At 67.4% G+C, this 13,479-nt stretch carries 16 protein-coding genes; 7 read left to right on the forward strand and 9 right to left on the reverse strand.

Annotation, left to right across the window (positions count from 1 at the left end):
- Positions 1-55: 55 nt before the first annotated feature.
- Together typA and AB3G45_RS07520 are read left to right on the forward strand one after the other, a co-directional pair.
- The gene (typA, locus tag AB3G45_RS07515; RefSeq protein ID WP_367829994.1) at positions 56-1,885 is read left to right on the forward strand and encodes a translational GTPase TypA; all 1,830 of its coding nucleotides are present in this window, start codon (positions 56-58) and stop codon (positions 1,883-1,885) included.
- Between the two features lie 214 nt (positions 1,886-2,099).
- The gene (locus AB3G45_RS07520; protein WP_367829995.1) at positions 2,100-2,606 is read left to right on the forward strand and encodes an N-acetyltransferase family protein; all 507 of its coding nucleotides are present in this window, start codon (positions 2,100-2,102) and stop codon (positions 2,604-2,606) included.
- Between the two features lie 3 nt (positions 2,607-2,609).
- Here the strand turns inward: AB3G45_RS07520 and AB3G45_RS07525 are convergent, their stop codons facing one another.
- Entirely contained in the window at positions 2,610-3,215 is a 606-nt protein-coding gene (locus tag AB3G45_RS07525; RefSeq protein WP_367829996.1) for a hypothetical protein, read from the reverse strand.
- Positions 3,216-3,349: 134 nt separating this feature from the next.
- Here AB3G45_RS07525 and ppa point away from each other — a divergent pair, with 134 nt between their 5' ends.
- A complete protein-coding gene (gene ppa, locus AB3G45_RS07530) occupies positions 3,350-3,886 on the forward strand; it encodes an inorganic diphosphatase (protein ID WP_367829997.1) in 537 nt (178 codons plus the stop codon).
- 4 nt (positions 3,887-3,890) lie between these two features.
- Here ppa and AB3G45_RS07535 read toward each other — a convergent pair whose 3' ends face one another.
- The 8 genes from AB3G45_RS07535 to hemC all read right to left on the reverse strand — a co-directional run bounded on the left by AB3G45_RS07535 (position 3,891) and on the right by hemC (position 10,530).
- Positions 3,891-4,220, reverse strand: a complete 330-nt coding sequence (locus tag AB3G45_RS07535) for a DUF167 family protein (protein ID WP_367829998.1) — start codon at positions 4,218-4,220, stop codon at positions 3,891-3,893.
- Positions 4,217-4,507, reverse strand: coding sequence for a YggT family protein (locus tag AB3G45_RS07540; protein ID WP_367829999.1), 291 nt, complete (start codon positions 4,505-4,507; stop codon positions 4,217-4,219). The genes AB3G45_RS07535 and AB3G45_RS07540 overlap by 4 nt, the downstream gene beginning before the upstream one ends.
- Positions 4,508-4,609: 102 nt before the next feature.
- Positions 4,610-5,326 (reverse strand): glutamine amidotransferase, encoded by a 717-nt coding sequence (locus tag AB3G45_RS07545; protein ID WP_367830000.1) that lies wholly within the window; start codon positions 5,324-5,326, stop codon positions 4,610-4,612.
- 3 nt (positions 5,327-5,329) lie between these two features.
- On the reverse strand, positions 5,330-5,812 hold the full coding sequence (locus AB3G45_RS07550; RefSeq protein WP_367830001.1) for a TerB family tellurite resistance protein: 483 nt from the start codon (positions 5,810-5,812) through the stop codon (positions 5,330-5,332).
- A 77-nt stretch (positions 5,813-5,889) separates the two neighbouring features.
- Entirely contained in the window at positions 5,890-7,494 is a 1,605-nt protein-coding gene (locus AB3G45_RS07555) for a heme biosynthesis protein HemY (protein ID WP_367830002.1), read from the reverse strand.
- 13 nt (positions 7,495-7,507) lie between these two features.
- Positions 7,508-8,770: a COG4223 family protein gene (locus AB3G45_RS07560; RefSeq protein ID WP_367830003.1), complete on the reverse strand. Its 1,263-nt coding sequence runs from the start codon at positions 8,768-8,770 to the stop codon at positions 7,508-7,510.
- 99 nt (positions 8,771-8,869) lie between these two features.
- Positions 8,870-9,595 (reverse strand): uroporphyrinogen-III synthase, encoded by a 726-nt coding sequence (locus AB3G45_RS07565; RefSeq protein ID WP_367830004.1) that lies wholly within the window; start codon positions 9,593-9,595, stop codon positions 8,870-8,872.
- 5 nt (positions 9,596-9,600) lie between these two features.
- Positions 9,601-10,530 (reverse strand): hydroxymethylbilane synthase, encoded by a 930-nt coding sequence (gene hemC / locus AB3G45_RS07570; RefSeq protein ID WP_367830005.1) that lies wholly within the window; start codon positions 10,528-10,530, stop codon positions 9,601-9,603.
- A 75-nt stretch (positions 10,531-10,605) separates the two neighbouring features.
- Here hemC and tsaD point away from each other — a divergent pair, with 75 nt between their 5' ends.
- Genes tsaD through AB3G45_RS07590 form a run of 4 tightly spaced genes read left to right on the forward strand, consistent with a single transcriptional unit; the run spans position 10,606 to position 13,458 of the window.
- Positions 10,606-11,700, forward strand: a complete 1,095-nt coding sequence (gene tsaD / locus AB3G45_RS07575; RefSeq protein ID WP_367830006.1) for a tRNA (adenosine(37)-N6)-threonylcarbamoyltransferase complex transferase subunit TsaD — start codon at positions 10,606-10,608, stop codon at positions 11,698-11,700.
- Positions 11,697-12,683 carry an NAD(P)H-dependent glycerol-3-phosphate dehydrogenase gene (locus AB3G45_RS07580; RefSeq protein ID WP_367830007.1) on the forward strand — a complete coding sequence of 329 codons (987 nt, stop codon included), beginning with the start codon at positions 11,697-11,699 and terminating at the stop codon, positions 12,681-12,683. Before tsaD ends, AB3G45_RS07580 begins: the two co-directional genes overlap by 4 nt.
- 44 nt (positions 12,684-12,727) lie before the next feature.
- Complete coding sequence (locus AB3G45_RS07585) at positions 12,728-13,021, forward strand: YciI-like protein (RefSeq protein WP_367830008.1); 294 nt, start codon at positions 12,728-12,730, stop codon at positions 13,019-13,021.
- 5 nt (positions 13,022-13,026) lie between these two features.
- On the forward strand, positions 13,027-13,458 hold the full coding sequence (locus tag AB3G45_RS07590; protein WP_367830009.1) for an EVE domain-containing protein: 432 nt from the start codon (positions 13,027-13,029) through the stop codon (positions 13,456-13,458).
- Positions 13,459-13,479 lie beyond the last annotated feature (21 nt).

Raw genomic sequence — 13,479 nt, forward strand, 5'->3', positions numbered from 1 at the left:
GCCATTGAAGACGGCGCCCCCCATACCGCGCGCCCCGAACCTCAGAGATTAAACCATGTCCATCCGCAATATCGCGATCATCGCGCACGTCGACCATGGCAAGACCACGCTCGTCGACGAACTCCTGAAACAGTCCGGTTCGTTCCGTGAAAACCAGCGCGTCGCCGAGCGCGTGATGGATTCCAGCGACATCGAAAAGGAGCGCGGCATCACCATCCTCGCCAAGGCCACCTCGGTGGAATGGAAGGGCACGCGCATCAACATCGTCGACACGCCCGGCCACGCCGATTTCGGTGGCGAAGTGGAGCGCATCCTCTCGATGGTGGACGGCGCGATCGTTCTCGTCGACTCGTCGGAAGGCCCGATGCCGCAGACCAAGTTCGTCGTCGGCAAGGCGCTTAAGGTCGGCTTGAAGCCGATCGTCGCGATCAACAAGATCGACCGTCCGGACGGCCGCCACGAGGAAGTGCTGAACGAGGTGTTCGACCTCTTCGCCAATCTCGACGCCACCGACGAACAGCTCGACTTCCCGATCCTCTACGGTTCGGGCCGCAACGGCTGGATGAACGTCAATCCGGAAGGCCCGCAGGACGAAGGCATGGCGCCGTTGCTCGACCTCGTGCTCAAGCATGTGCCGGAGCCGGCCGTCGCCGAAGGCCCGTTCCGCATGATCGGCACGATCCTCGAGGCCAACCCCTTCCTGGGCCGCATCATCACCGGCCGCATCCATTCGGGCTCGATCAAGCCGAACCAGGCCGTCAAGGTTCTCGGCCAGGACGGCCATCTCATCGAAAACGGCCGCATCTCGAAGATCCTCGCCTTCCGCGGCATCGAGCGCACGGCGATCGACGAAGCCCATGCGGGCGACATCGTCGCCATTGCCGGCCTCACCAAGGGCACCGTCGCCGACACGTTCTGCGATCCGTCGATCTCCGAAGCCATGAAGGCCCAGCCGATCGATCCGCCGACCGTCACCATGTCCTTCATCGTCAACGATTCGCCGCTCGCCGGCACCGAGGGCGACAAGGTGACGAGCCGCGTCATCCGCGACCGTCTCTTCAAGGAGGCCGAAGGCAATGTCGCGCTGAAGATCGAAGAGTCGGGCGACAAGGATTCGTTCTTCGTCTCCGGCCGCGGCGAACTCCAGCTCGCCGTCCTCATCGAGACCATGCGCCGCGAAGGCTTCGAGCTTGCCGTCTCGCGTCCGCGCGTCGTCATGCACAAGGACGAGACGACCGGCCAGATGCTCGAGCCGATCGAGGAAGTCGTCATCGACGTCGACGAGGAACATTCCGGCGTCGTCGTGCAGAAGATGTCGGAGCGCAAGGCCGAGATGGCCGAGCTGCGCCCGTCCGGCGGCAACCGCGTCCGTCTCGTGTTCTTCGCGCCGACCCGCGGCCTCATCGGCTACCAGTCGGAGCTTCTGACGGACACGCGCGGCACGGCGATCATGAACCGCCTGTTCCACGACTACCAGCCCTACAAGGGCGAGATCGGCGGCCGCGTCAATGGTGTGCTGCTCTCCAACGAAGCGGGCGAGGCCGTCGCCTACGCGCTCTTCAACCTGGAAGACCGCGGCCCGATGGTCATCGACGCGGGCGAGAAGGTCTATATGGGCATGATCGTCGGCATCCACACGCGCGACAACGATCTTGAGGTCAACGTCCTGAAGGGCAAGAAGCTCACCAACATCCGTGCCGCCGGCAAGGATGAGGCCGTGCGCCTGACGCCGCCGATCAAGATGACGCTGGAGCGTGCGCTCTCCTGGATCCAGGACGACGAACTCGTCGAGGTGACGCCGAAGTCCATCCGCCTGCGCAAGCTCTATCTCGACCCCAACGACCGCAAGCGATTCGAAAAGCAGCGTTCGGCCGGCGCGGCGTGAGCCGTTTCCCGTAACGGGATGATTTTGACCCCGGCGCCCGTGATGAACGGGCGCCGGGGTTTTTCATGTGTGTGCCATCGTTTTACGACTTGTGACGTTTGTTAAAAAAGCGTTAACTTTTCCGCGTGCCGACCGGCACTCGCCTGTGGGCAGGGAAGCCTCCCGTGCCCTCGCGGGATTCCGGTGGAATCGGTGCCGGAATATGAGTCGTGTTATGAAGACACTGTCGATCGATGTGCGGCGCGCCGAGCCGCAGGATGCGCGCGCGATATCCGAGACGCACCGGGTATCGTGGCTGCAGGCCTATGGCGGCCTCATTCCGCACAAGCCGCTTATCCAGATGGTCGACCGCCGCGGCGAAGGCTGGTGGCGCAAGGCGACGCGCGGCCCCGCGACCCTCCTGGTGCTCGACGTCGCCGGCACGGTCGCCGGCTACGCCACGCTCGGCCTCAACCGCGCCCGCGCGCTGCCGCAGGAAGGCGAGATCTACGAACTCTACCTTCGGCCGGAATACCAGGGCATCGGCCTTGGCCGGCTACTCTTCGGCGAGGCGCGGCGGCTCCTGAAGTCGCTGGGCTGCGAGGGCATGATCGTCTGGTGCCTGGAGGACAGCGAGCATGCCGAGCGCTTCTTCCGCTCCGCCGGCGGACGCGACATTGCCGAGGGCATGGAGAATTTCGGCGACAAGGAACTGAAGAAGCTCGGCTTCGTCTGGCCCTGAGCCCTATTCGACGGCCGGCGGCAGGTGCCGCATCGGCTCGCCGGCAAGCCTGCCGCGCGCGCCGTGCCATTGCGGCTCGGCCATGCCGCAGGCGAAGTCATGGGCCTCGTCGTCCGCCACCTTGCGGGCGAGGGCGTTGGCCTCCCTGTTCTCCAGTGCATCGACATAGCCGACGACGCAGCTTGTCGGATTCTCCACTGTCGCGACCGTCGAGACGACGAGGACCTGGCCGTAGCGCGTCTCGGTGTCGCTGGTGGTCTCGGGGTCCGAGACGAACCAGCGCACGATGGTGGCGACCGGCCTTCCATCCGCCGCAAGCCGCCATTCGATCTTCGCATTGGTGTGGTTGAAGTGGCCGAAGCTCTCGAAGGCCTCGTCCAGCCAGGCCTTGCTTATCGGGCCGTAAGCCTGGCTCTGCCGCAGATCGCCCTCCTTGAAATAGACCGCGAGATCCTTGTAGCCGGCGCATTGCAGGCTCACGCTACCGCCTTCCGCCTCCTGCGACAGCGTCTTGCAGGCATCGAGGTCGCGGTCCGTATAGGTGCTCTCGTTGGCCCGGGCGGCCGGCGCGGCAAGAGCCGCGGCGAGGAGAAAAGGGGTCAGGCGCATGGATCGTCCTCCGCTCTTGGGGAGACGGGATACGGCCGCCATCTATTCGCCTCCCGTGAAAGTCATGTTGCACTGCACTGGGATTCGCTTTAGGAAGCCCGCGAACAGTACCATTCCATCTGAGGGAGCCCCCCATGCGTATCGATGCGATTTCCGTTGGCAAGAATCCGCCGGATGACGTGAACGTCATTGTCGAGGTGCCGGTCGGCGGCCATCCGATCAAGTACGAGATGGACAAGGAAGCCGGCGCGCTCGTCGTCGACCGCTTCCTCTACACGCCGATGACCTATCCGGGCAATTACGGCTTCGTGCCGCACACGCTGTCGGAAGACGGCGACCCGATCGACGTGCTGATCGCCAACACCCGCCCGCTCGTTCCGGGCTGCGTCATCAATGTCCGTCCGATCGGCGTCATGGTCATGGAAGACGATGGCGGCAAGGACGAGAAGATCATCGCCGTTCCCGTGCCGAAGCTGACGCGCCGCTACGACAAGGTCGAGAACTACACCGACCTGCCGGAGATCACGCTGAAGCAGATCGAGCACTTCTTCGAGCACTACAAGGATCTGGAGCCCGGCAAGTGGGTGAAGATCGCCGGCTGGCAGGACGTCCATGTCGCCAAGAAGATGATCCTCGAAGCCGTCGAGCGCTACGAGGCGAGCAAGAAATAAGCGGCTATCGGGCTGCTGCGCTTTCGAGCCTGAACATGATGTCCTCCGGGTCGCCCTCGATCCGGAGGATTTTCTTTCTCTGGGTATCGCCGGTGAGCAGGCTGACCGCCGATTTCGGCACGCCGGCCGCCCTGGCGATGAGGGCGAGCAGCGCCTTGTTGGCCTTGCCCTTGTCCGGCGGGTCGCTGACGCGCGTCTTCAGATAGCAGGCGCCGTCGCTGCCCGTCTCCCAGCCGTCGATCGCATCGCGCCCGCCGTTCGGGGTGAGCCGCACGGTCAGGCGCACATGGTAGTCGTCATGGCGCCGCAAGGCGGCGCCGGGTGCCTGCGTCACAGGACGGCGGGCGCCAGGACGCTGCGGATTACCTGCTCCAGGAAGAACAGGATGACGAGCACGACGAGCGGTGAAAGATCGACGCCGCCAAAATTCGGCAGGATGCGGCGGATCGGGCGGTAGATCGGCTCCGTCAACTGGTAGAGCGAGCGGCCGATGGTGGCGATCACCTGATTGTTCGCATTGATGACGTTGAAGGCATAGAGCCAGGAGAAGATCGCCGAGGCGATCACCAGGAACCACGCTATGCTGATGATGAACAATAGGGTGTTGATGACCGCTATCATTGATGTCTCCAATTGGTTTCGTCTCGACATGTAGCCATTGCGCGCCCCGCCAGCAAGGCCGCGCGCCGGATGGCGCGGCAACATGTTTAATGGTGAGCGCCCTCAGGCCTCGTGGAAGATGCGTTCCAGGAAGGACGTCATCCAGAGCCGGAGAGCCGCATCGTGCAGCAGGCGCCCGTCGAGATGGGCGCGGCCGGCCTGCGCGCCCGGCAATTCGAAACGGTGGGCCCCGCGCACCACCCAGCGGTGCATCATGGCGAGCGTCAGTTCGCCGTGGAACTGGATGCCCCAGGCATTGTCGCCATAGCGGAAGGCCTGGTTCTCGTAGTGATGGCCGGTGGCGAGCAGCGTGGCGTCCCGCGGCAGGTCGAAACCCTCGCGGTGGAACTGGTAGACCATGCCCGGCCAGGCCATCAGCGCCGTGCCCGCCTCCGTCGCCGCCAGCGGATACCAGCCGATCTCCGTCCACCCCTCGGCATGGCCGAAAACCGTGCCGCCGAGGTTCTTCACCAGCATCTGTGCGCCGAGGCAGATGCCGAGGAAGGGGCGGTTCTCGGTCAGCGGCACGGAGAGCCAGTCGATCTCCGCGCGCACATAGGCCTCCTCGTCATTGGCGCTCATCGGCCCGCCGAAGACGACCGTGCCCGCATGGTGCGACAGCGTCTCGGGCAGCGGATCGCCGAGGACGGGCCGGCGGATATCCAGCGCGTGGCCCATCGTCTGGAGGATCTGCCCGACGCGGCCGGGGCTTGAGGTCTCCTGGTGCAGGACGATGAGGACGGGGCGCCTGCGGCGCGGCTTGCGGGGGAAATCGAGCATCGCTCAGCCTTCGTCCGACTCCCCGCCCGTCGCGACACCGGCCCGCCCGGCCACTTCCTGCCGCTTCATGATGCGCTCCCGGCCGGAGACGCCGAGCAGGTCCGCGATGCGCCAGATGGCGTGGTCCTCCATCTCGCTGCGCTCGCCGTCAGCATAGACGATCTCCCAGAGCAGGCCGATCAGGTCGATGCGCTGCTCTTCCGAAAGCTGCCGCTTCAGTTCCGAGGTGAAGCGGAAGAAGTCTATCGCCTCGCTCTCCGCATCGGAGCCGGCGGCGACCAGCGCGTCGAGTTCGGCCTCGTCGAGGTCGTAGAATTCCTTGAAGCGGGTCCGCAGCGCCTTCTTCTCGGCCGCCAGGATCTTGCCGTCGGCCTCCATGACCTGGATGCAGAGCGCCATGACGGCGACCCGCGGGTCGTCGGCGGCAAAGACCGGTCTGTCGCCGCCGGAAAGGCCCGCCAGAAACTGCTGCAAGCGTTCGAACATTCGGTGTCGCCCCGTTCCCTCGAGCCCTGGGAGGCCGCGTCCTTCAGGTTCGCGGCGCTGCCTCTTTTCCGTTTCGTTCAGAACAAGCGGAAGCCGCTCGTCCCGTCCCGTTTGACGGCGCCTTCCTTGACGCCCGGATCGTCGGGCAGGCCGAAGAAGGGGCGCTCCTCTTCCTCGGCGCTCACCGTTTCCCTGGTCTTTTCCACCGTCGCGACCTTCGCCGGCGCGGCCTCTACGACCGCAGCGACGACGACGGGCTTCTCCGCCTCCACCGTCTCGGTCCTGACGACCTCCTCGACCCGCGCAGCGGGCCTGCTCTCGATGGCGAGCGGCGGCAGGGTGCGGATGGCCTCGTCGACGGCGGCGGTCGAGCCTTCCTCGATCGGGCCGTCGAGCGGGCTGACCGGCGTCTTCCATTCGAAGGCATCCAGACGGCCGGTGACCGGCGAGACGGCCCGCCATTCCGGGGCGGTGATGCCGTCGGCCGTCCAGGCCGGATCGCGTGGCGCCTTCAGCGCCTGGTTCATCCAGTGGCGGATGCGGCCCTGGTCGCCCGTCTCGGCATCCTCGATATCGGCCAGCAGCAGGAAGGCGCTCTCGCGTGGCGACAGGCGGGCGGCTGCCTCGGCCTTGGCGCGGGCCAGCGCGAAGTTGCGCGTTTCCAGCGCGGCTTCGGCGACGGCATAGAGCGCTTCGGCATTGTTCGGCCGCATCGCTTCGAGCTTTTCCGCCCGCTTCAGGCGGTCGGCCGCCGAATCGCCGCTGCGCGCGCGGACATAGAGTTTTGCGACATCGCCATGAGCGGTCGCCTTCCAGAGCTTTTCCAGGATGGTGGCAGCCTTGCGCAGGTTGTCCTCGCGCAGATAGGCCTTGGCCGCCACGAGGCCGGCGGGCACGAAATTCTCGTCGAGCTTCAATGCCTGCTGGGCATCCTCGCGCGCGCCCTTGGGGTCTGCGTCGAGCCTGGCGGCCGCGCGGGCCGTCAGCAGCACTACCTTGCGGCGGGCATGGGCCTTCTTCTCCTCGGCCGAGCCGGAACGGCCGTCGCCGAGAAGTTTCAGCGCCTCGTCCCAGTCCCCCGCCTCAGAGCGGTATTCGAGCGCGGCTTCGGCCGCCCAGGGCAACTGCGGCGCCTTTTCCGCAGCGCGTTCGGCATATTGCCGGGCCGCCTCGTTCGCGCCGAGCCGGCGGGCCTCCAGGTAGAGGCCGCGCAGGCCGAGTTCGCGCGTTTCCGGATCATCCGCCATCAGCTCGAATTTCCGGCGCGCATCGTCGTAGCGGCCCTCGATCATCGCCGCCTGCGCTTCGAGCAGGTGGATGAGCGGTTCCTGGTTGGCACTCAGGAGACCCTTGGTGCGGCCGAGCATTTTCCGCGCGCCGGCGGCATCGCCCGCGCCGGCGGCGATCAGGCCGGTGGAGAGCGCCTGGTAGCCGCGATCGCGCTTGCGGGCGCGGAAATAGCGCTGGATCGTGTGCGGCGAGGTCCAGACGACGCGCAGGATCCACCAGGAGAACATGATCGCGGCGACCAGCGAGACGATCAGCGTGGCGGCGACCATCAGGCTCATGTCGGCCCGCTGGCCCTGCCAGATGATGGAGAGTTCGCCGGGACGGTCTGCAAGCCAGGCGAAGCCGGCGGCGAGCGCGAGGACGAAGAGAGCGAAGACCAGAATGCGAATCATGAAGCCTGTCTCCTCAGCCCTGGTTGCCTGCGGTGCCGGTCGTCGTGCCGTTGAGGGCGCCGGAAACGACGGTGCCGATCAAGCCTTCCACGCTCACGCGTTCGTCGAGCTTGCGCTTGTAGTCGGCCGCTGCGGCCTGGCCCTTTTCCGGCAGGGTCTGCCATTCGATCTGCGCACCCTTGAAATCGCCGTTCTGCAGCTTGTTCTCGATGCGCGCGACAATCGCTTCGGGCGTGTCGCCGTCGATACTGCCGACGGGGCGCACGCGGATCGCCGAGGCGGCGCTCGACATCAGGCGGTTGAAGATGCCCGCATCGCCCTCCGGCTGGTGCACGGCGTCGAGGATGGCGTCGGCCGTCGCCTGGAAATCGCGCACGAGATCGGCGCGCGAGGATACGCCGACGGCGGCGTGTTCGCGCAGGCCGGCAAGGGAGGGATCGTCCGGCGCGATGCTGGCGAAGGCCTCCAGTTCGGCAAGATAGGGCCCGCCGCGGTCGATCGCGGTCTTGAGGGCGCTTGCGGCAACGGCCCGCGCCATCTCGATGTCGCTGCGCGGTTCGTCGAGCTTCTCCTCGGCGGCGGCGATGCGTTCGGTGAGTTGGCTTTCCGTCGCGCTGACCGCCTCGGTGGTGCGCGCGATGGCCTCGCGCAGTGCCGCGAGTTCCGTCGTCAGCCTCGTCACGTCGCCTTCCAGTTTGCTGACGGCCTCCGGGGTCGCGCCGGCATCGCTACCTTCGCTGGCGGATTTTTCCAGCGCAGCGATCCGCGTCTCGATCGGCTGGAGATCGACCGGACTTGCGGCCGTGCTTTCGGAAAGCCGCGTCTTCAGGGCTTCCACCTCGTTCGTCAGGGTGGCAACGGCATCGGACTGGCTCGTCCTGTCGGGGCCGGGCGTCGGCAGGTAGCCGCCATATTGCAGGCTGCCGGCGCCCAGAAGCGCGATGAGGCCGCCCAGGATGCCGGCCGCCAGCGTGCCGGCATTGCTGCGCTGCGGTGGCGGCGGCGTTTCGGCGCGCGCCGGCTCCTCGTAGGTCGTGCGGGCAGGTTCGATCGGTTCGGCCTTTTCCTCGACGGGCTCGGCTGCGGTTTCGGCTGCCGCGGGTTCCGCCGCCTCGGCTTCGACGGTCTCCGAAGCCTGGCTCTCCGGCGTTTCGGCCTTGGCCGCGTCCTCGGCTGCCAGTGCCTCGTCGCTTGCGGATACGGGAACCGCTTCGAGGTCGATCGTCACGGGTTCGTCGCCTGCCTTCTTGCGACGGGACGGGGTTTCCGGTTCCATGGCGACCTCCTCGCGTTCATGTGCATTGCATTAAACGTAGACAGGGAAGGCAGCGAGGGAAAGACCCTTGCGGCAAATTCGTCCGCCGCCGCCTGGCCTTCAGAGCAGATCCAGCAGGCTTTCCTCGTTGGGCGCCGAGGCGATGACGGTGGATGCGGCAAAGCGCTGCGGCACGGCCTTGGCGACATTCGCGCTCATGCAGAGCATCAGCGTGGACAGGAAGCGCTCGGGAATCTCCACGAGCGGGGAGAGCTTGAAGAAGGCTCGCGCGCTTTCGCCGGAATAGAACAGCACGGCATCCGGCACCGGCTTGAGAAGCGCGGTTTCCGTCTCGGAGCGCCGGGGGACGACAGGCACCATGCGGTAAGCTTCCACGGTACGGAGCGGGACGCCCGCTTCGGCAAGGCGCGCCTCGAAGCCGCGCGCGCGCGGCACGCCGGCAAGGTAGAGGATCGGTTCGGCCGGCATGCCGAAATCCCGGCAATGCGCCACGATCATGTCGGCAAGGTCCCGGCCGTCGCCGCCGGGGGTGAGCACGGTGCGGAATCCCGCAACGCCGGCGGCGTCCGCCGAGGCCCGCCCCACCGAGAAGACCGTGGTCAGGAGGTGGCGGTCGAGCGCCTCGCCGAGATGGCCGAAGAGGCGCGCCACCTCGGCGCTGGTGATGGCGATGGCCGAATGGCGCTCCGCAAGCGCTGCCTTTACCGCGTCAAGGTCGTGCTCGGGCCGCGACAGCGGCAGGCACACGGTGTCGTGGCCCAGCGCCGCGAGCTTGCGGGCGGTGCGGCTTGCCGCCTGCTGCGGGCGAAGGACGAGGACGCGCACGCGGTTCAGCCCCAGCTTTCGAAGAAGCCCGCCCCCGCCTTGTCGCGGATCGCCTGTCCCGCCGCTTCGCCGAGCCTGCCGGCCTCGCCTGCCGGGCCGCTGGTCTCGATCTCGTGGAAACGGCTGCCGTCCGGCGTCAGGATCATGCCGCGGAACGTCAGATGTTTCCCCTCGACCGTCGCATAGCCGGCGATCGGCGTGCGACAGGAGCCGTCGAGCGTGGCGAGGAAGCCGCGTTCGCAGGAGACCGCCGTGCGTGTCGCGCGGTCGTCGATGGCGGCGAGCAGGTCTTCCGTCCCCTTGTCGCCGATGCGGCTCTCGATGCAGATCGCGCCCTGCGCCGGGGCGGGCGGGAAGGAAACGGGATCGAGGATTTCCGTCGGCACGTCGAGCTTGCCGAGGCGTTTCAGCCCGGCATAGGCGAGCAGCGTCGCGTCCGCCTGGCCTTCGGCGAGCTTGCCAAGGCGGGTATCGACCTGGCCGCGGAAGACGATGACGTTGAGATCGGGTCGAAGGCGCCGGATGAGCGCCTGGCGGCGGAGCGAGGCCGAGCCGACGGTCGCGCCCTGCGGCAGGTCGAGCAGGCGAGCGGCGCTGCGGCCGATGAAGGCGTCGCGCACGTCCTCGCGCGGCAGGAAGGCGGAGAGGTGCAGTCCCTCCGGCAGCTTCGTCGGCATGTCCTTGGAGGAGTGCACGGCGAAGTCGAGCTCGCCGGAGGCAAGCTGCGCCTCGATCTCCTCAGTGAACAGGCCCTTGCCGCCGATCAGCGCCAGCGAGCGGTCGGTGATGCGATCGCCCTTGGTCGAGAGCACGACGATCTCGAACATGTCTTCCGGCAGGCCATGGGTCGCCATCAGGCGCGATCGGGTCTCGTGGGCCTGGGCGAGCGCCAGCGGGCTGCCCCGCGTGCCGATCCTGAAAGGTTTTGTTTGCATCCGCCTTGATCCGTTGTTACCGGGATGTCTCGTAACCGGGTTTCCGGTCCATCGCAATCAATTCCCAAGTGCTACATGTCGTCCCATCTGACCATCCTGGGCATCGAAACGAGCTGCGACGAGACCGCCGCGGCCGTCGTCATGCGCGATGCCGGGGGGCGGGGCGAAATCCTCGGCGAGGTGGTGCTGAGCCAGCTCGAAGAGCACAGCGCCTATGGCGGCGTAGTGCCGGAGATCGCCGCGCGTGCCCATGTGGAGGCGCTGGACAGCCTGATCTCCGAGGCGCTGCTGCGCGCCGGAAAGTCGCTCGGCGATGTTGACGCGATTGCCGCGACGAGCGGGCCGGGGCTGATCGGCGGCCTCATCGTCGGGCTGATGACCGGCAAGGCGATCGCCCGGGCGACGGGCAAGCCGCTCTACGCCGTCAACCATCTGGAAGGCCACGCGTTGACGGCGCGGCTGACGGACGGGCTTTCCTTCCCCTATCTCATGCTGCTCGTCTCCGGCGGCCATACCCAGCTCGTCCTGGTGCGCGGTGTCGACGACTACGAGCGCTGGGGCACGACGATCGACGACGCGCTCGGCGAGGCCTTCGACAAGACCGCCAAGCTGCTCGGCCTGCCCTATCCGGGCGGCCCGGCGGTGGAGCGCATGGCAAAGACGGGCAATCCCGAACGCTTCACCTTCCCGCGGCCGCTTGTCGGCGAAGCGCGGCTCGACTTCTCCTTCTCCGGCCTCAAGACGGCGGTGCGGCAGGCCGCGCAGTCGATCGAGCCGGTCACCGAGCAGGACATTGCCGATATCTGCGCCTCCTTCCAGCGCGCCGTCTCGCGCACGCTGAAGGATCGAATCGGCCGGGGCCTCGAACGGTTCCGCACGCTCTTCCCGGATATCGAGACGCCGGCTTTGGTCGTCGCCGGTGGAGTGGCGGCCAATGCGGAGCTGCGCGCGACCCTGCAGGCGCTGTGCGACAAGCAGAAATTCCGCTTCGTCGCCCCGCCGCTGGCGCTGTGCACCGACAATGCATCCATGATCGCCTGGGCGGGGCTGGAGCGCATGGCCGCCGGTTTCGCGCCGGACGACCTTGCCGTCGCGCCGCGCTCGCGCTGGCCGCTCGACCGCGCGGCGGCGACGATTCTCGGATCCGGCAAGCGGGGAGCCAAGGCATGAGCACCACCGCGAGGATCGCCGTCGTCGGCGCGGGCGCCTTCGGCACGGCGCTGGCCAGCGTGGCCGCGGCAGGCGGCGGCGACGTCACGCTGATCGGCCGCGATGCGGCGGCCGTCGATCTGATGCGCGCCGCGCGGCGCAACGAAAAGGCGCTGCCCGGCATCGACCTGCCGCCGGCCCTTTCCTTCAACGCCGACGCCAGGGCGATCCGCGGTGCGGGCATCGTGCTGTTCGCCATGCCCTCGCAGGCCCAGCGCGATGCGGCACGGTCTCTCGCGCCGCTGCTGGCGCCGGGCACGGCGGTGGTGATCTGCGCCAAGGGCATGGAGAAGGACACCGGCCGACTGTTGACGGAGGTGCTGGAGGAAGAGCTTCCCGGCCGCGAGGTCGCCGTGCTCTCCGGCCCCGGCTTTGCCGCCGATATCGCGAACGGCCTGCCGACGGCGATGGTGATCGCCGCGCGCACGGCCGGGACCGGCGCCGCGCTGGCTCAGGCCCTTTCGGGGCCGACTTTCCGCCTCTATCCCTCGACCGACCGTATCGGTGTGCAGCTCGGCGGCGCGCTCAAGAACGTGCTGGCGATCGCCTGCGGCATCATCGAGGGCGCCGCGCTCGGCGATTCGGCACGCGCGGCGCTGATCTCGCGCGGGCTTGCGGAACTGTCGCGCTTCGTCGCGGCCCATGGCGGGGAGGGCGCCACGGTTACCGGGCTCTCCGGCCTCGGCGACCTCGTGCTGACGGGAACGAGCCACCAGTCGCGCAACCTGCGCTTCGGCATCGCGCTCGGCCGTCACGGCGATGCCGCCGGCTGGTCGGGCGATCTGGTGGAAGGCGCCTTCGCCGCCTCGGTCGCCTCCGGCGTCGCCGCGAAAAAGGGTATCGACATGCCGATCACGGATGCGGTCGCCCGCATCATCGACGGCAGCCTCGACGTGAAGACCGCCATCGGGCAGCTGATGACGCGCCCGATCACCCAGGAATGACAGAGCGGCCAGGAACAGCCCGGAACAGAAGGAAGGATCGTGTCATGCATTTCGCATTTCTCTGCCAGGACAAGCCCGGCGCGCTGCAGGTGCGCCTCGATACGCGCCCTGATCACCTCGCCTACCTGAACGGCCTCGATGCCGACGGCAAGCTCGCCGTCGCCGGCCCCTTCCTCGGCGACGACGGCAAGCCGACCGGCAGCCTGGTCGTGGTCAAGGCCGAGACGATCGAGGAGGCGCGGCGGATCGCCGAGAACGACCCCTATGCCAAGGCGGGCCTTTTCGCGAGCGTCGAGGTGAAGGCCTGGAACTGGGTCTTCAACAATCCGGAGGCCTGATCCGCATGGCATATTGGCTCTACAAGTCCGAACCTTTCAAGTTCTCCTGGGAGAAGCTGAAGTCGAAAGGGGAGGCCGGCGAGGAATGGGACGGCGTGCGCAACTACCAGGCGCGCAACAACATGCGGGCCATGAAGATCGGCGACAAGGGCTTTTTCTACCACTCCAACGAGGGGCTGGAGGTCGTCGGCATCACCGAGGTCTGCGTCCTCTCGCATCCGGACACGACGGCCGGCGAGGACCCGCGCTGGGACTGCGTCGACATCCGCGCCGTGCGCGACATGCCGCTGCCCGTCTCCCTGAAGGACGTCAAGGCCAATCCGAAGCTCGCCAACATGTCGCTCGTGACCTCCATGCGCCTTTCGGTGCAGCCGGTGACCGAGGAGGAATGGATCGAGGTCTGCCGCATGGGCGGCCTCGACACGCCGCCGCGTTGATGGCCCGCCGGGCGATGCGCC

The sequence above is a fragment of the Shinella sp. S4-D37 genome, from assembly GCF_040812195.1.
Lineage (GTDB): Bacteria > Pseudomonadota > Alphaproteobacteria > Rhizobiales > Rhizobiaceae > Shinella.